Annotated in this window: 18 protein-coding genes; 9 read left to right on the top strand and 9 right to left on the bottom strand. The window is 43.0% G+C overall.

Annotated features, from left to right (window positions below):
* Positions 1-34 precede the first annotated feature (34 nt).
* The 3 genes from JI667_RS11430 (at position 35) to JI667_RS11420 (ending at position 1666) form a co-directional block, all read left to right on the top strand.
* Entirely contained in the window at positions 35-655 is a 621-nt protein-coding gene (locus JI667_RS11430; protein ID WP_306465456.1) for a DUF3189 family protein, read from the top strand.
* Positions 656-761: 106 nt separating this feature from the next.
* The gene (locus JI667_RS11425; protein WP_206853328.1) at positions 762-905 is read left to right on the top strand and encodes a hypothetical protein; all 144 of its coding nucleotides are present in this window, start codon (positions 762-764) and stop codon (positions 903-905) included.
* Positions 906-1030: 125 nt separating this feature from the next.
* Positions 1031-1666 (top strand): FMN-dependent NADH-azoreductase, encoded by a 636-nt coding sequence (locus tag JI667_RS11420; protein ID WP_206853325.1) that lies wholly within the window; start codon positions 1031-1033, stop codon positions 1664-1666.
* A gap of 54 nt (positions 1667-1720) precedes the next feature.
* Here the strand turns inward: JI667_RS11420 and JI667_RS11415 are convergent, their stop codons facing one another.
* Both JI667_RS11415 and JI667_RS11410 read right to left on the bottom strand, forming a co-directional pair.
* Complete coding sequence (locus JI667_RS11415; RefSeq protein ID WP_206853323.1) at positions 1721-2995, bottom strand: MFS transporter; 1275 nt, start codon at positions 2993-2995, stop codon at positions 1721-1723.
* A gap of 31 nt (positions 2996-3026) precedes the next feature.
* Positions 3027-4322: an ectonucleotide pyrophosphatase/phosphodiesterase gene (locus tag JI667_RS11410; protein WP_206853321.1), complete on the bottom strand. Its 1296-nt coding sequence runs from the start codon at positions 4320-4322 to the stop codon at positions 3027-3029.
* Between the two features lie 314 nt (positions 4323-4636).
* Here JI667_RS11410 and JI667_RS11405 point away from each other — a divergent pair, with 314 nt between their 5' ends.
* The 3 genes from JI667_RS11405 (at position 4637) to JI667_RS11395 (ending at position 9993) form a co-directional block, all read left to right on the top strand.
* Positions 4637-6688 (top strand): catalase, encoded by a 2052-nt coding sequence (locus JI667_RS11405; protein ID WP_206853318.1) that lies wholly within the window; start codon positions 4637-4639, stop codon positions 6686-6688.
* A 458-nt stretch (positions 6689-7146) separates the two neighbouring features.
* The gene (locus JI667_RS11400; protein ID WP_206853316.1) at positions 7147-7587 is read left to right on the top strand and encodes a hypothetical protein; all 441 of its coding nucleotides are present in this window, start codon (positions 7147-7149) and stop codon (positions 7585-7587) included.
* Between the two features lie 270 nt (positions 7588-7857).
* A complete protein-coding gene (locus JI667_RS11395) occupies positions 7858-9993 on the top strand; it encodes an ATP-dependent Clp protease ATP-binding subunit (RefSeq protein ID WP_206853314.1) in 2136 nt (711 codons plus the stop codon).
* A gap of 237 nt (positions 9994-10230) precedes the next feature.
* Here the strand turns inward: JI667_RS11395 and JI667_RS11390 are convergent, their stop codons facing one another.
* Positions 10231-10743, bottom strand: coding sequence for a CBO0543 family protein (locus tag JI667_RS11390; protein WP_206853312.1), 513 nt, complete (start codon positions 10741-10743; stop codon positions 10231-10233).
* A 114-nt stretch (positions 10744-10857) separates the two neighbouring features.
* On the bottom strand, positions 10858-11601 hold the full coding sequence (locus tag JI667_RS11385) for a Cof-type HAD-IIB family hydrolase (protein ID WP_206853310.1): 744 nt from the start codon (positions 11599-11601) through the stop codon (positions 10858-10860).
* Positions 11602-11732: 131 nt separating this feature from the next.
* Between JI667_RS11385 and JI667_RS11380 the strand changes: the two genes are divergently transcribed.
* Complete coding sequence (locus JI667_RS11380; RefSeq protein ID WP_206853307.1) at positions 11733-12086, top strand: MGMT family protein; 354 nt, start codon at positions 11733-11735, stop codon at positions 12084-12086.
* Between the two features lie 236 nt (positions 12087-12322).
* Here JI667_RS11380 and JI667_RS11375 read toward each other — a convergent pair whose 3' ends face one another.
* Complete coding sequence (locus tag JI667_RS11375) at positions 12323-13945, bottom strand: ABC1 kinase family protein (protein ID WP_206853304.1); 1623 nt, start codon at positions 13943-13945, stop codon at positions 12323-12325.
* A gap of 158 nt (positions 13946-14103) precedes the next feature.
* Entirely contained in the window at positions 14104-14616 is a 513-nt protein-coding gene (locus tag JI667_RS11370; RefSeq protein ID WP_206853302.1) for a TetR/AcrR family transcriptional regulator, read from the bottom strand.
* Positions 14617-14712: 96 nt separating this feature from the next.
* On the opposite strand from JI667_RS11370, the gene JI667_RS11365 reads away from it, so the two are divergent.
* Positions 14713-15054, top strand: coding sequence for a VOC family protein (locus tag JI667_RS11365; protein WP_206853300.1), 342 nt, complete (start codon positions 14713-14715; stop codon positions 15052-15054).
* A 154-nt stretch (positions 15055-15208) separates the two neighbouring features.
* Here the strand turns inward: JI667_RS11365 and JI667_RS11360 are convergent, their stop codons facing one another.
* The 3 genes from JI667_RS11360 to JI667_RS11350 form a co-directional block, all read right to left on the bottom strand.
* Positions 15209-15394 (bottom strand): YfhD family protein, encoded by a 186-nt coding sequence (locus JI667_RS11360; RefSeq protein WP_206853282.1) that lies wholly within the window; start codon positions 15392-15394, stop codon positions 15209-15211.
* A 100-nt stretch (positions 15395-15494) separates the two neighbouring features.
* On the bottom strand, positions 15495-15620 hold the full coding sequence (locus JI667_RS11355) for a YfhE family protein (protein WP_206853279.1): 126 nt from the start codon (positions 15618-15620) through the stop codon (positions 15495-15497).
* A gap of 71 nt (positions 15621-15691) precedes the next feature.
* Positions 15692-16597 (bottom strand): TIGR01777 family oxidoreductase, encoded by a 906-nt coding sequence (locus JI667_RS11350; protein ID WP_206853276.1) that lies wholly within the window; start codon positions 16595-16597, stop codon positions 15692-15694.
* Between the two features lie 90 nt (positions 16598-16687).
* On the opposite strand from JI667_RS11350, the gene recX reads away from it, so the two are divergent.
* Positions 16688-17494: a recombination regulator RecX gene (recX, locus tag JI667_RS11345; protein ID WP_206853273.1), complete on the top strand. Its 807-nt coding sequence runs from the start codon at positions 16688-16690 to the stop codon at positions 17492-17494.
* Positions 17495-17525 lie beyond the last annotated feature (31 nt).

The raw sequence follows: 17525 nt of genomic DNA, 5'->3' as shown, positions 1-17525 counted from the left end.
AATGCCGCTTCCTGTATTCAGGGAAGCGGCATTATTGTTAAATGATTCATTAAATGGGATACTGCCCGCCCATACGGTTCATACTGAAGGGAAATGGATTTATTCAAAGGGTGGGCATATGATTTATATTTACAATGATTTTGGTGGAACCCATACAACGTCTATGGCTGCTGCGTATCATTTACATTTATTAAAACAAGGTGACCTTACAAAGGACGACATCCTTTCAATACCTTTTTTCAACAAGCTGACCAAAAAGGATACCGGTCACATTCTTTATCATGGCATGGACCAAGAGGATAATCCTGTGTATACAATCGGAAGGAGAAATAACAAGTATGTTGTTCCGGCCTTAGCCGATTTATGTGGCATTCTCCTTAGTAGATATGACCAAAAAGAAAAAATCATCATCTCCAACACTTCTCCTACCGTACCGCCATTCATGACTGCGGGGGGATTATTCTCGAGAGAACTTGGCATTGATTGGATAGGGGTTCCACTCCTAGTCAAAGGGGCCAAGCAATGTCACCGGCTCATTCAACATCTTGTGGAAGAAACCAAACATGTGGCAGCGGCATCATCTGAACAAATCGTCGTATTAGAAAATAAAGAATATCAATATAAAATGGGAAAAAAGGATATATACTTGAAGTGAGGCATATTATAATAAGCAAATACAACCGGGTAAAAGGTCCATAACTTTAAAAACCGGATAGACCGTTACATAATGACCAAACTATAATAAATCGGAGGTGTCAACATTGGAAGGTAAACCGATTCACTTTGATGGCAGTCACCATTTCGCAGCAGGGGAAGCACAAGAGAACACTCCATTTGAATTAACAGACGAAATGAGAAAGAATATCGGGGGAAACCCTTTTGAAGTGCCTGGCGAAGAAGAATAAGGTATTTCAATCAATGCTGCCCTAATACAGGCAGCATTCTTTTTTTACCGGATAATGAGGATAATTCCCCTCTTATCTTCACAAAATACGAGTGTCTATAAAACGAAGCAAAGGATGGATGACGAATGGCACATGTATTATATATAACGGCGCACCCCCATGATGATACACAGTCGTATAGCATGGCGGTTGCAAAAGCATTCATGGATACATATAAGGAAGTGAACCCCGGAGATCAAGTGATTCACGTCGATTTATATCAGGAACATATACCTCATATTGATGCGGATGTTTTCAGCGGATGGGGCAAGCTTCAATCAGGTAAAGGTTTTGAGGAGCTTTCACAGGAAGAGCAGAAGAAAGTGAATCGCCTGAATGAATTATCTGACCAGTTCATAGAAGCCGATAAATATGTATTTGTCACTCCGTTCTGGAATTTCTCATTCCCTCCGGTGATGAAAGCTTATATTGACTCTGTTGCAGTGGCAGGGAAATCGTTTAAGTATACGGAACAAGGGCCCGTCGGATTACTGACGGATAAAAAAGCCATCCATATCCAGGCCAGGGGAGGCATTTACTCTGAAGGACCGGCAGCGGGAATGGAGATGGGTCATCGATATTTAAGTCTTATCATGCAGTTTTTCGGTGTGCCTTCTTTTGAAGGAATATTTGTGGAAGGACACGCAGCTATGCCGGACAAAGCAGATGAAATTAAGCAGAATGCCATTTCCCGTGCGAAAGATGCAGCACATACTTTTTAAACAACCAGAAGAGCAAGGAAAAGAGCCCGATCCTCTGATCAGGCTCTTTCTTGTTTACACAATCGCAGACTTTTCCACATCATGTTCCTTTGGCTCTGGAACGAAGGCGAGCACCACAATTCCGATGATGAAGAGGATGACAAGACTGAACACGCCACTGTTGGATGCACCTGTCACTTGAGCTGTGACAGCCACGAGCAGCGGGCCAAGGATGGATGCAAACTTACCGAAGATATTATAGAAACCAAAGAATTCGTTGGCATTTTTCTTCGGGATCAGTTTGGCGAAATAAGCTCTGCTGAGTGCCTGAATGCCTCCTTGAGAAGAGGCGACAAGCATGGCTAATATCCAGAAGTCCATGGTCGTTTCCAAGAAATAAGCATAAATGCACACGATGATATATACGCAAATGCCTACATACAACATCTTCTTCCCAGTGAATCTTTCTGCCAGTCTCCCATATAGAATTGCAAAAGGTCCAGCCACTACCTGTGTCACAAATAGGATGATCAAAAGATTTGTGGAGGTAATACCCAGATCCGATCCGTATGCAGTGGACATGGTAATGATGGTACCTACACCGTCTATATAAAAGAAATAAGCAAGGAGGAATAAAAAGAGTGCCCGGTATTTTTTGATTTCTTTCATCGTTTTTCCTAGCCGCTTAAAGCTATTTGCCACCGGGTTTTTCTCACGTTGGATAAAATAGCGCTGATGTACATTTTTTAACAGGGGAATAGAAAAGAGTCCCCACCATAAAGCGGTGATCACGAAGGCGATCTTACTGGCGACAGTGACAGATAAGGGGATAGTGCCGCTTTGGGATAAAACAATAATGGCGATACTGATGATGAATGGAATCGTACTGCCGATATATCCAAATCCAAACCCCCTAGATGACACCCGGTTCATCCGTTCCTCCGTCGTAACGTCGGTCAGAAACGCATCATAAAAGACATTCGATCCCGCTGAACCGACGGCCGCCACTGTATAAAAAATCAATAAGAGCAGCCACTGATCACTCGGAACAAAAGCGAGGAGGGCGGTGAAGGTCACACCTAATGCAAAGAAGAAGGAAAAGAATTTCTTCTTGTACCCTTCATAATCGGCGATGGTACCAAGAATCGGACCGATCATGGCAAGGATGAAGGTGGCAATGGCAATGGTGTACCCCAGATAAGCCGTTGAATTAGCGGCACTCACCCCTGCATTTGTGGCGGCAGCTTTATAAAACAATGGAAAGACGGCGGTAGAGATAATGATAGAGTATGCTGAGTTGGCCCAATCGTAAAAAATCCAGCTGCTTTCTTCTTTCGAAAAACGCTTCATTGTTTTTCCCCCTACGGAAACAGATTCTTCTTTATATGTCCAGCAGTGCTTTAATCGGTTCTCCGTCTGTGTCTTCTAAGCTGAGGCCGAGCAATCTTGCAAATGTCGGTCCTTCATCGATAAGGCGCATAGAGGAAATTTCCTGATGTGAGCGTATGCCTTTTCCAGCAGCCATAAAAATAGTGCAGTAGTTCTCTTTTTCCGGAGAATAGCCATGAGATCCATACGTATAACGTTTCTTTCTGACATCTTCCGGGGTGATTGTATGAATGAAAGGACCTTCCAGTGCGTCTTTGAAATAATAACCACGACTGGCCTCTAGCATAAACGCACAATGTCCGTCGGCCCCTTTTTCAGCTGCTTCTTCACCAGTGAGAAAGGATTCGATTCCGTTGGAAGGGTCAGGTTGTAATTTTTCCAAGAGCCATTTTACTTCCGATGCTGTTTTATCATCTTTTGTGTAGACGTAGGCTGAGCCATCACATCCTTGGCAATATGCCCTCCAATTCGAAATCTTCCCCTGTTCGGTTACGGTAATCATTCCTTTTTCCTTCAGGAGGATGTTTAGTTGAACGGCCCTGCTTTCATCAAGTGCACTATGATCCCCCAAAACGACGATCGCCGTTTCTTCATACATGTCGTTTTCCTTTAACGCTTTCATGATTCTCCCCAGTCTATCATCATGACGGTGAAGAGCGTCCCTTGCTTCTTTGGATGAGAAGCCATGATAATGCCGCTGAGTATCAAGATCTGTAAAATGAACAAGCAGTAAGCCGGGTTTCCTCTTCATCGTTTCGATCGTTGATTCAAGAACGAAATCATCCAATTCAGGCTGGTTAAGGCCGTTTCTAATATGGCCAAAAAGACGATTCATCTGCCATTGATAGAGAGGGCTGCCATTCAAGAGGGAAACAAGGATTTGATTATGCCAGGGCCGGTTGGCGAATATTTCAGGCATATTATAATCAATAGATGCCCCCGCCGTCACTGGCCAGAGCAGGGCGGCCGTGGTCAACCCTGCTTTTTTTGCCTCATCGTATAGGGTGGTACCCCGGATTGATTTCCTGTACCAGTGCCAATCCGGGGAATCCCTGCCTGGCTGAAGTAGTGTGTTGTTCACAACACCGTGGCGGTTAGGATACTTGCCTGTCACAATGGTTGCGTGACAGGGATAGGTGACAGAAGGATAGATGGTTTCAACCCGGTTACAGAAGGACCCGCGTCTGAGAAGTTCCTTAAAGTGGGGAAGATCTCGTAGAATGGGGTAATCCAGGGCAGACAAACAATCGAAAGAGATGACTATCAGGTGATCGGTCAAACGTTCCATAAAGTCCTCCAGTATTCTGAGCGGGATTGTACTATATACCTATTAATATAGCAGAACATTCAGAATAAAAATATGAAATTTAGATGATACAGAGGTAAAGGAGACGTAAACAAAGGAGGATAATACAAACAAAAGTGTAAGTCAGGTGATTTTTTTACATAATATCCAGGTTTACCCATTGTCAATTGAAAGAATTCGTCTGAATATTTGTTAAATCAGCCTATTGTAAATGTTTAAAACGCTCCTTCAAGGGTACTAGTGAATCAGAATGTTTTACATAGTAAACTTCAATAAATGTGGAGAGGGATGAAAGAATGGGAAACGATCGTCGTACGAAGGTGAATGGCAGCAGTAAGGATGAACAGCTTGAACAGTATCGCGTGGAGGATGAAGGAAAGGATCTTACAACCAATCAAGGTTTGAAAGTATCCGAGGATGAATTCTCGTTGAAAGCCGGAGACCGTGGCCCCACGTTAATGGAGGATTTCCACTTCCGTGAAAAGATGACTCACTTCGACCATGAGCGTATCCCTGAACGGATTGTCCATGCCCGTGGATTCGCAGCTCATGGAGAATTCGAACTCTATGACTCTATGAAAGAATATACACGTGCTGGATTTCTTCAGGACACCACAAAGAAGACACCGGTATTTGTCCGTTTTTCGACTGTGGCCGGCTCAAAAGGTTCTGCGGAGACGGTGCGGGATGCCCGTGGATTTGCCACGAAATTTTATACGGAAGAAGGAAATTATGATCTTGTCGGTAACAACATCCCTGTTTTCTTTATTCAGGATGCCATCAAATTCCCGGACCTGGTCCACGCGTTGAAGCCGGAACCACACAATGAAATGCCTCAGGCAGCTTCCGCCCACGATACGTTTTGGGACTTTGTAGCGAACAATCAGGAATCTGCACATATGGTTATGTGGGCCATGTCAGACCGTGCCATCCCGCGAAGCTTGAGAATGATGGAGGGCTTCGGTGTCCATACATTCCGCCTCGTGAGCGAGGAAGGTAAGGCCCATTTCGTGAAGTTTCATTGGAAACCGGTCCTCGGAACTCATTCCCTCGTTTGGGATGAAGCCCAGAAGATCAACGGAAAAGACCCGGATTTCCATCGCCGGGACCTGTGGGAATCCATTGAAAACGGAGACTACCCTGAATATGAACTGGGTGTGCAGCTCATTAAGGAAGAAGATGAATTTAACTTTGACTTTGATGTACTGGATCCCACCAAGCTGTGGCCTGAAGAAGAAGTCCCTGTGAAAATCGTCGGAAAAATGACCCTCAACCGCAATGTGGATAATGTATTTGCAGAAACGGAGCAGGCGGCGTTTCATCCGGGATCTGTCGTGCCAGGGATCGATTTCTCCAATGACCCATTATTACAGGGCCGCTTATTCTCATATACCGATACACAATTGATACGCCTTGGAGGGCCAAACTTCCATGAGCTTCCTATTAATAGACCGGTGTGTCCGTTCCACAATAATCAGCGTGACGGATACGGTAGGCATACGATCAATAAAGGGCAGGTAAGCTATCATAACAACTCACTTGCCCAAAATACACCAGCTCCTGCTTCCAAAGAAGAGGGTGGATACACCCACTACCAGGAAAAAATGGAAGGGCGTAAAGTACGTGCGAGAAGTGAAAGCTTTAAAGATCACTTTTCACAAGCGACCATGTTCTGGAACAGCATGAGTAAGCCTGAGAAAGAGCATATTGTCCAAGCTTTCAGTTTTGAACTTGGGAAAGTGAAGAGCAAATCGGTTCAGAAACAGGTCGTTAACATGTTTGCCAATGTTAGCAGGGAGCTGGCAAAAGGATTTGCGGAAGCCATCAATGTAGAAGTCCCTGAAGGTGAAGAATCCAGGGTGACCAAATCTTCAAAAGCCTTGAGCCAGGAAAATACAATCAAGAAACCTGCTACTCGAAAAGTGGGGGTCATCGTAGGAAATGGCTTTAAAGGCGAAGAAGTGGACATGGTCCTTACTGCCCTTAAAGGAGAAGGGATTCAGACTGAGATCATAAGTGATAAGCTGGGGGTTCGAAAAGGTGATGATGCTACAAAACTAGAAGTGGACCACACCTTTTTAACAGGCGAATCGGTCTTGTTTGACAGTTTATACGTGGTAGGCGGAGAGGATGAAGATAAGAAATTCTCCCAGGCTACAACCTACTTTGTCAAAGAAGCTTATTCTCACTATAAGCCGATCGGGGCCACACATGAAGGGATCCACTGGCTGGAAGAAGCCGGGGTGAGCGGTTCCGGTGTAGTAACAGGAGATGATATGAAGGAATTTGCCAAGGAACTCATAACAGCGATTTCAGCTCATCGCCATTGGGACCGCCAATTGGTATAAAAGAACAGGTAATAAGGAGAAGAGAAGTGGTTCTCTATTAGATTGAGTAAAATGCTAGCCCTGATATTTCTGGGCTAGCATTTTTTCATGGATAAACCAGCCCTTTTTACTAGCAAATAGACGATTATATCATTCCAATCTAGCAATCCGTACATAAGATACCATGTAAAGTGCTTTACAAGTATTGAATAAGTGAGGTGATGATGGATGGGTGCGAGTCATTCTCATAGCGAATTTGATTTTTACAGTTTGCTTTTGGTGTTACTGATTGTGGCATTTCTAGTACTACTTGCGATTAATCCTCTAGCAGCGTTGATCGTAGGAATTGCCATTCTGGTTCTGCTTGCAGTAAGTGCCATTGGCTAAACCGGGATTTAAACCATTCCTTGAACATGGGTAGCCTTACTCATTTCAAGGAATGTTATTACATCGAATGATAAGGAATTGGAGGGGAAACAATGAGTGAAAAAAATAATCCACTCGAGGGAATCATGGATATGATCAGCCAGTACACAAAAGAAGATGCAAATAAGCTTGACCTTGATTTTGTAAAAGATACCGTAAGTTCATTACTAAGTCATGATCAATTAAAAAGTCTCCTGAATACGGGTTCTGGTGGAAAGGCTTCTCTGAATGCGCTTGGTTCACTTGGAAGTTTAGGAAATATGGCGAACGTGATGAGCGTCCTGCCAATGGTTGAAAAGGTGGTGAAACAACGTATGTATAAGAAACAATCAGGTTCCCATCAGCATGAAGGTTGTAAAAAAGACAAGCATGAGGAAAATGATATTAAAGAACTTCTTGAAGATATTTTGGATGAATTAAAGAAGATTAAAAAATGTACATGCTACAAAAAGAAGCATGGATGTCATAAAGGTAACTGGGAACATTGGTATTAAGAGAGCTGGCATGAATGCCGGCTTTTTTTGTACGTATAAATCAATCGCTTGAATTCTATTTCCAAATCTCCTACACTCTACTTCAACACTTCATTACGCACTGGTAATGAAAAAATTCCCATAAGCAAAAATGTTGAAAGTCAAAAAAGGTCAAAGTATACTATATTTATAAGGTCAAAGAAAGTCAAAGTCAAAGGTGATGTGTTTGATCTTATCTAAATCAACTAATAATTCATAAATCATATACAAGACTACAGGAGGTCATGTTTGATGAAATGCCAAGTATGTCAACACAATCAAGCAACAGTTGAAGTGTATACGCAATTGAATGGTAAAAAATCCAGTATAAAAATGTGTTCAGCTTGCTTTCAAAAGCAGCAGACACCTTCTGGCATGAGCGGAGGATTTCCATTTGATGAGTTGTTTAAAGGCATGAGCATGGATGGAAACGAGAAATATGGGTTCCAACCCCAACAGCAGCCATCCAATCCGGAAACAAAGAGTGGACATGGAGGTAATGGCATCCTGGATCAATTCGGCCGAAATGTCACAGGCGCTGCCAAAGCCGGTTTGATTGATCCCGTCATCGGAAGGGATAAAGAAGTGGAACGTGTCATCGAAATCCTTAATCGTCGAAACAAGAACAACCCAGTTCTCATCGGGGAACCAGGAGTAGGAAAAACGGCCATTGCTGAAGGGTTGGCAAGTAAAATCGTCGCTGGCGATGTCCCATCCAAGCTATTGAATAAAGAAGTATATGTGTTGGATGTAGCTTCTTTGACAGCAGGTACTGGCGTGCGCGGATCATTTGAGGAACGGTTGAAAGCGATTATCAGTGAATTGCAAAAACGTGAAAACGTAATGTTATTCATCGATGAAATTCATCAATTAGTCGGAGCCGGTTCCGCCGAAGGTTCTATGGATGCGGGTAACATCTTAAAACCTGCCTTGGCACGTGGAGAATTTCAGGTGATCGGGGCTACGACGCTCAAGGAGTATCGTCAAATTGAAAAAGACGCGGCCCTTGAACGCCGATTCCAACCAGTGATGGTGAATGAACCGACTACGGAAGAAGCGATTGAAATACTAAAGGGTCTAAAAGACCGATATGAAGACTATCACGGGGTGAAATTTACAAATGAAGCCATCGAGGCATGTGTGAAATTGTCACATCGCTATATCCAGGACCGCTTCCTGCCAGATAAAGCCATCGATTTAATGGATGAGGCAGGTTCAAAAGTTAATCTTTTATCGGAGGGCAAAGACAAAACGACCCTCCACAAAAAGTTATATGATGTACGATTGAAGAAAGAACAGGCTACAAAGGATGAGAACTATGAGCAAGCGGCTATTCTTCGGGATCAGGAAGCGGACTTGGAGAAAAAGCTTGGACAGGATTCGACTGATTCTCAAGCTCTCGTAGAAAAGGAATTGATCCAGACGATCATTGAAGGCAAAACGGGTATCCCGGTAGGAAAACTTCAAAGTGATGATCGAAAGCGTATGAAATCACTGGAAGAAAACCTTGCCCATAAAGTGATCGGCCAGGGAGAAGCGGTGAAGAAAGTGGCAAAAGCTATTCGTCGCAGCCGTGCCGGACTGAAAGCGAAGCATCGTCCGATTGGTACATTCCTATTTGTCGGGCCGACGGGTGTAGGTAAAACTGAGTTAACGAAGACACTCGCAGAAGAATTGTTTGGATCTAAAGATTCCATGCTTCGGTTGGATATGAGTGAGTACATGGAGAAACATTCAGTGTCTAAACTGATCGGCTCCCCTCCAGGATATGTAGGACATGAGGAATCCGGTCAACTGACTGAGAAGGTTAGGAGAAATCCCTACTCCATCATTCTTCTGGACGAGATTGAAAAAGCACATCCAGATGTCCAGCATATGTTCCTTCAGATTCTTGAAGACGGTCGTCTCACGGATAGCCAGGGCAGAACGGTCAGCTTCAAGGAAACCGTGATCATCATGACAAGTAACGCAGGAGTAACCGATAAGAAGGAAACTGTGGTCGGTTTCGACACAGGCGGCACAGATGCAATTAAGGAAACAAATATTCTTAAATCATTGGGTGCCTACTTTAAACCAGAGTTCCTGAACCGTTTCGACAGCATCATTGAATTTGAATCTCTTGAAAAAGAAGAGCTCCTTGAGATCCTCGATTTAATGCTGGGTGAGTTGCAGCTTGAACTTAAGGAGCAGGGAATTACGCTGACCATCAACGGTGAAGCGAAGCATAAGCTCGTTGAATTGGGATATCACCGGGAATTTGGTGCACGTCCATTACGTCGCGTCATTCAGGAAAGAGTGGAAGATAAGATAGCCGACTTCTTACTGGATGAAGAAGCTGTATCAAATATTTTGGTTTCAGTTCAAAATGATGAAATTGTCGTGAAATAAATACAAAGAGGCTGGGACAATAGGGTTTCAGCTAAAGGAAAATCCGAACGAGTGATTTGTTGGAAATCTTACTCGTTCGGATTTGTGCGTTTTTAGAGCATATTGATTTAATTATGTCCCAACCTCTTTTTTTAATCTTTCCTTTTCAAAATCGCGATATAAATAGCCATGGTTAAATAAACGCCTAAAACCAATATAATAAATAGAGGAGTGGAAAAGGAAGACATTGAAACACCCTCACTTTAAATCGTGTAAAGATGGATGGAAAAGGAATAATAGAATGGCGATGATAGGCAAGGAAATAATGATGGCAAGTAAAGGCTTCTTGTGATGTAAACCTAAGATGGAAAACATAATGATATTAAACACAGCGGACCACCCTAAATTCCAGCCATTCTCGTACAGGAACAGACCCTTTTTATGAAACAGGTATTCCAGAAAGGTGAAATAGGATATCCAGCAGGTAAGGTAGAGCCATTTCTTTTTTCCGTATGGATAATAACGGAGAAAGATCATGATCGCAACAGGAATGATGAAAAAGGTGAAGACGAGTTCGATAAGAGTATGGTTTAGCCATTCTACCGTCACCGCCTTGTACTTCCATAAAGTATGGTTATAAAAAATCATATTATATGTAAGGTTACAGATAATATAATATTGAACGGTTGGGTAATACTCTTTCCAACGTTTCCAATCAATAAAGAGTTTAGCAAAAATCAGATAAACAACCACTACCAGTAATAGATACATGTCGGGTACAATCCTTGTTTTTATACTCAGTATGGACCTAATGTAATAATAATAGACACGATGGAAAGCGAAAGTGCCTGACACTTATTGAATCAGGCACCTTCATCAACATGTTTATTCCATTTCTGCCATTACTTTATCGATTGCTTGTGCCACGCCATGATCAGTATTGATACCCGTTACCCAATCGGCTGCTTCTTTTACCATTTCCTGTGCGTTGCCCATGGCCACCCCGAAACCTGCTTCACGAATCATGGCAATGTCATTCATACTGTCGCCGACCGCCATGACCTGATCCATGGAAAGATCCAGCCATTTACATACTTTCACTAATGCCGCGGCTTTATTGACTCCGGCTGGATTAATTTCAATATTCGTCGGGGATGAATTCGTAATCTCAAGTCCTTCATTTTTCACAAGTTCGTCCATCACGACTTTGCGGACATCATCATCCTGTATATCAAAGCCAAACTTCAGCCAATTATAGGTTTCAATGTCCTGATCAAAAGGCTTCTTACTATTGAACAACCCTTCTGAAGTAGAGGACCAGAAGTAAACATCATGCTCTTTCTTCAACTCCCAAAGCTGCTTCACCAGATCAATATCCAAGGGGATGCTGTCAACAAGATTATATTCATGATCGTAGATTTCTCCCCCATTCACAGTCACAAGATAAGATGAACGGCCCAGTTCGTCTGAAATATCACGGCATGTGAAAAGAGAACGTCCAGTACTTAACACGACATGAATTCCTTTCTCCTTCGCACGTTGAATGGCTTGTTCATTCTCTGGGGAAACCTCTCCTTCATGGTTGACGAGAGTCCCGTCCATATCCAGTGCAATCAGTTTAATATCCATATAATCATCACGTCCTTTTCTTCTTTCATATACAGTCTAATATAATGAAAGCAAATCTTCTAGGAACCCGGCTTGTGAAGGCATTATTTACTATGTTCAAGTCCTCATATTACAATAGGGGGAGTAGTTGAATGAGAGAGAAAGAGGAGGTAACGAGTTTGAAGCCGTTTACCGAAAAAGCCGTGAAAATTATAAAGAGGATACCTCCCGGGAAGGTCATGACGTACGGACAAATCGCTCTGCATGCAGGCAGTCCGAGAGCGGCAAGGCAGATCGTCCGGGTCCTCCATTCTATGAGTGAAAAGTACAATCTGCCGTGGCACAGGGTACTGAATAGTAAAGGGGAAATCGGATTTCGTGATGAGGAGCAGAAGATGATCCAAAAACGACTCTTGGAAGAAGAAGGAGTTTACTTTATTGGAGATAACCGGATTGAATTGGAGGAGTTTCAGCATCAGCCCGAAATTAGTTTTAATCAAGTATGACCACCATAATGAACAATAAAGATGCTAGGGCCGTGAATGTGATCATCCCATACCCGATGATCCGGATTCCGAGTGGGGGTTTGCTTATTTCTGGTTACTCATAGGTGCCCCTTCAATCTTGGACAAATGGTCGATCACATCATTAAACGGTTCTTTACGATTTGTCATAGTATCCCTCCTGTTTGGATTCTACCATAAAAAGGCAACCTTATTATAGACAGGTTACCTTTTCACGTTTAATGCAGTTGCCCATTCTTCAATTTCTTTAGCCAGGCTCTTTGTTTTATATCAACCATCCAATACAAAGTGATGCCGAATCCGGCAAGTCCAAAGCTACCTTGCCAGATGAACTCCATTCCGAAACCAAGCCCAGTAAATCCACCAGCGCCCCCCGCCAGAAGCAGGATGAACGCTTGCTTCTTTTGGCTTTCAAAGAGATTGAAATGAAATTCATTTAGCTGATGGCGGTCCTTTTGTTCCAGTTTTAATTCCGGTACGTCCAACAACTGCCGTACCTTTTGAATCGTCTGAAAGACAGGCAGTGCCCCAACCCATTTCATAAGAAGCTCCCATTTATTTGTGTTGCCATCCTTCACCCAATCCAAAAAGGCCGGTTTAACGACATCAAGGATTTCCTCTTCGGGGCTCAGCGTATGGACAAGCCCCTCGATGGTGGCAAATGAACGACCTAAGAAGATAAAGCGGGTCGGTACCTGAACCGGAAGTGATTTCACCATGTCGTTGATTTCCTTTTTAACTGAAATCATATCCATCTTCTTAAACTGCTCCATATCGAGTGTGACAAATTCCTTCAGGACAGGCTCAATGGTCTTCGGACTTGCATTTGGGAGCAGGAACCCTAAATGAGCCAGTGCCTCTGAAGCTTTCCGGAAATTTTTTAATAGGACCCCTTCCAGAAGATCTTGAAAATGTGCAGAATCCCTTTTCGAAATTTCACCGATCATCCCGAAGTCCAATAAAACAAATGAACCATCGGGCTGAAGCAGGATATTTCCTGCATGGGGGTCGGCATGAAAGATCCCCGGCTCAAGCCACTGAGGGAGGAAGAGCCGGAATAAGTGCTGTGCAAGTTTCTGTCCGTCCAGTCCATACACATTTATCGCTTCTTTATCATTCAATCGGACACCATCCACCCATTCCATTACAAGTACTTTATCTGTGCAATGGTCAGGGTACATGGCGGGGATCTTCACATTGGAATGATCCTTAAATCTGTGCTTAAAGGAAATGGCCGTACTCATTTCCTTCGAAAAATCCAGTTCCTGTTCAATCACCTGTTTTAATTCTCTATAGAGCATCTTAAAGTCAAGGAACCCTTTTGGCATGGGAGCGAAATGCCGGGCAAACCAGATGATGATTGAAAGAGTGCGGAAATCCGTCTTGACGAGTATTGGGATTTCCGGACGCTGTACCTTGATGGCTACTTGAGTTCCATCCAGTAGTCTTGCTTTATATACTTCGCCAATGGAGGCCGATGCAACGGCTTCTTTGTCTATGTCCATGACTATCGAAGAAATGGAGGTTCCCCATTCACGTTCAAGAACCGATTGTATTTGATCCCATGGGGATGGAGGAACATGATCCACAAGATCTTGAATTTGACTGATAAAGCCTTTGGGAAGTAAATCTTCCCGGATACTGAGAAGTTGCCCGACTTTAATTAACACACCATTCAGTTCGAAAAGGGTATCTTTGAATTCCTTGCCGATTCGTTCCCAGAGCTTATCTTTTTCCCATTGGGACTTACCGGGGAGTCGATACCAGTACACCCGCACGACGATGGATAAGGCAAGGGACAGGATTTTCCACATTCTCCAAAGCTTGTTCTCTGATTTCATACTCTAATCCTCCGTAAACGGCATCTGTTTATTTCTATTATGTAATACGGATCTGTAATAAGAAAGTTTCGATAATAAACAGACCATAAGTGACTTTCATTGTGAAATTTCCTTGATTCATACGTTGTCAGGATAGTGAAAGAGGCAGGGAGCCCCTTTCACAACTTTTTTTGAAAAAGCCATGCTATTAATTCTCTTCCTTGGCCTAGATCAATCTTTTCATTTTCAATGGCCGCCAGGATCGAGCGCCATGATGGAAGAACAATGAATTCCAGGCCGGCAATGGTTCCTTCAAGGAGCTGTAGAACAAATTCTTCGATTTTATCGGCTGCGTGTGGATTTTCTTCACATAATAACCGCCCGACTCTTAGCTTTATCGTAGCATCGAGTCCTGTTACTAAAGCCATTTTAAGTTTATTGACAGGATCACTGACCGTATCCGCGGCACCTTCCATCCTGTCTATAATCCGCTGCTCTACATCCTGTCTGATCACTGAATATAACTGTGCCTTTGAACCAAAATGGTGATAAATCACACCGGTCGTCATATTCGCCTCCTTTGCTAAATCCTTGATATTGACCCCTTCATACCCTTTCTCTTTAAATTGTTCTAGAGCTAATTTAATAATCGTTTCCTTTTTACTTCCTGGAACAGGTATCCAATTTTTCATATTAGGAGTATATCATATTGACATAAATTTGTAACTAAGTTACGTTATACATAACCAAGTTATGTTTTGGTGAAAAATACTATTGAGGTGGAGTAAATGAAGCTGGCTTTTTTGTGTCATCCAGTAACAGACTTAGTGAAATCTCTCCATTATTATCGTGATACGCTAGGATTTGAAGAGGCCTGGAGAGAGGGGGACCATACAATTGCCCTTAAACTGCCGGGAACGGATGTTCAATTAATGATTGAAAATGATGAGGCAGAATTGGGTCCAGGCGGGATTTTTATTGTCGACAGCGTAGATGATTATGTTGAACAATACCAGGATAAGCTCCATTTCATTAAAGCACCATGTGATATCCCTCCAGGCAGATATGCCATTTTCCAAGATGAGAATGAGAATTTGATCCGGATCATTGATTTGAGTCGCGAGGGATAATGGTAAGATCATGACGTATATGAAACGATTGATTTCACATAATCAGAAGAATAACAAAAAGCCGTTTGTGGTTTGAGTGAATAAATGAAGAAGGGACCCTTGCTATCTCAGCAGGGGTCCCTTTTTGCCTGAATGTTTAACTAATGGGATTGCACTATTGGTTTTTCTTCACTCGTGCACGCTGATTGGAAGCATTTGCACGGGCTTGTGCTTCCATGTCAGCCTGGTCGGCAAGTTCTGTTGAGAACTCTTCGTCAACACCATCAGATTTGAGCTGAGCGGGTGTTTGTGGCAGGCTGTTTTTATTTCCTCTTTTGCTATGGCCGCGTGATCTTCCCAATATAAACATCCCCTTTTCGCTAAAAAAATAAAGGCACAGGCTTATAACCTGTACCTTTATCTTTCTTCAAAGCAGGGGTTTTTAGTTAGGAAATAATTGACTATCTATGCGCTTTCGGATTAAAGCCTGCGGCACGGTCTGCTGCTTTAAATTCACGTGAGTAGGTTACTTCCTGAGCGCTTGAAAGTCCCGATTTGTTTTTGTCTTTCTTCTTTTTATTATCCATTCTTATGTACATCCCTTCTTTTCAAGATTAGTTCTATTTTTACCTTGAAAAGGAAGGGGCATACCTCTTACTTATCGATATATTTCCATCAGGGCACTCTTTAATTCAGGGAATGAGAATTTGAAGCCATGTTCTAAGAGGACACTTGGAAGTACTTTTTGTCCTTCCAACACAAGGGCGCTCATTTCACCCATGGCCGCTTTTAAAGCGAATGATGGGACCGGTATCCAGTGGGGCCTGCTCATTACGTCCCCGAGTGTCTTTCCGAATTCTTTCATGGTGACAGGGGAAGGTGCGGTGACATTAACCGGTCCTTCAATCCCCTCTGTTTCGGCTACAAAATTCACGGCTCTCGCGATGTCTTTGATGTGAACCCATGACATCCACTGTTCACCTGAACCGACCGTGCCTCCGACAAACATTTTATAGGGTAGTGCAATACGGGGAAGGGCACCTTCGTCTTTACCGAGAATGATGCCAAATCGCGTATATGCAACGCGAATGCCCAACTGTTTGGCCTTGGCCGCTTCCTTTTCCCATATTTGCACGGTTTCCCCAAGGAAATTGTCTGCCGTTTCCGTCGAGGCTTCCGTATACGTATTCCTCTTTGAAGAAGGATAATAGCCGATTGCGCTGGCATTGATTAAGCATGCAGGTTTTTCTTTCAGAGCCTTAATTATATTAATCACTTCCCCAGTGGAGGTGAGCCGGCTATTGATGATGCGTTTCTTGCGCTCATCGGTCCACCGTCCGCTATTGATGGATTCTCCAGCAAGGTTGATAAATGCATTGATTCCTTCAAGTGACTCTTCGGGTCTTGCTCCATCAGACAGCCATTTCACATACTTCACACCTGGACGTGCTTCATGCTTATCCGGATTACGTGTAAGAATCAGTATTTCATGTTCATGTGAAAGAAGTTCCTCCGTTAGTGCCTGGCCGACAAAACCTGTTCCACCTGTAATGGCGATCTTCATTTTCATCCCTCCAGTTATATTATTATTTTACCTATCTTCAGAATAAAAAACATATGTTGAATGTGTTAGGATGATGGAGAGGTGGAAAAAATGGGGAAGATTACAAAAATAACGAAGCAAGTGAAGAATGATGAGCGTTACAATTTATTTATAGATGGTAAATATGCCTTCAGTGTCGATGAAGCGATACTGGCTAAGTTCCAGCTCAGAAAAGGTCTTGAGGTCGATGAGCTGGAGATTTCAGAACTTCAATACGAAGACGATGTAAAAAAAGCATTCAACAAAGCGATTCAGTATCTGGCCTATCGTATGAGGACGGAAAAAGAAATCCGCGATCATTTGCAGGAAGGGGATCCGGAAGATGGAATCGTCCAGGAAGTGATCCATAAATTGAATGAGATTAAATACATCAATGATTTGGAGTTCGCCCATGCATTTGTCGGTACTCAGATGAATACGGCTGACAAGGGGCCGACTTGGATCCGCGGGGAATTAAGAAGAAAGGGTGTCGGAGATTCCCATATTGAAGAAGCTCTGGCCGCATTCACTCAAGAGAAGCAGGTAGACAAAGCGGTCGCTTTGACAGAAAAGCTCCTTCATAAATACCGAAAGGATTCCAAGATGATTGCCAAGCAAAAAATCGAACAAAACTTGATGAGAAAAGGTTATCCCGGTTCAGTTATGAAAATTGTATGGGAGACAGTCGAATCAGACCGGGATGACGATGAGAGATGGGATGCGGTTTATCATCAGGGATTGAAGGCTCACCGAAAACTCAGTTCAAAATATGATGGATATGAATATGTCCAAAAGATGAAACAAACGTTGTATCGAAAAGGATTTTCCATGGAAGACATCGAAAGGCTTCTGGAGGAATTAAAAGAAAATGAAGAGTGATTTTCTTCATCATTAAAGGGATAAGGAAGGG

Source organism: Bacillus sp. NTK074B (assembly GCF_017303375.1).
In the GTDB taxonomy this organism is placed as follows: Bacteria; Bacillota; Bacilli; order Bacillales; family Bacillaceae_B; genus Rossellomorea.
This window is presented reverse-complemented; position numbering and strand designations above follow the sequence as displayed.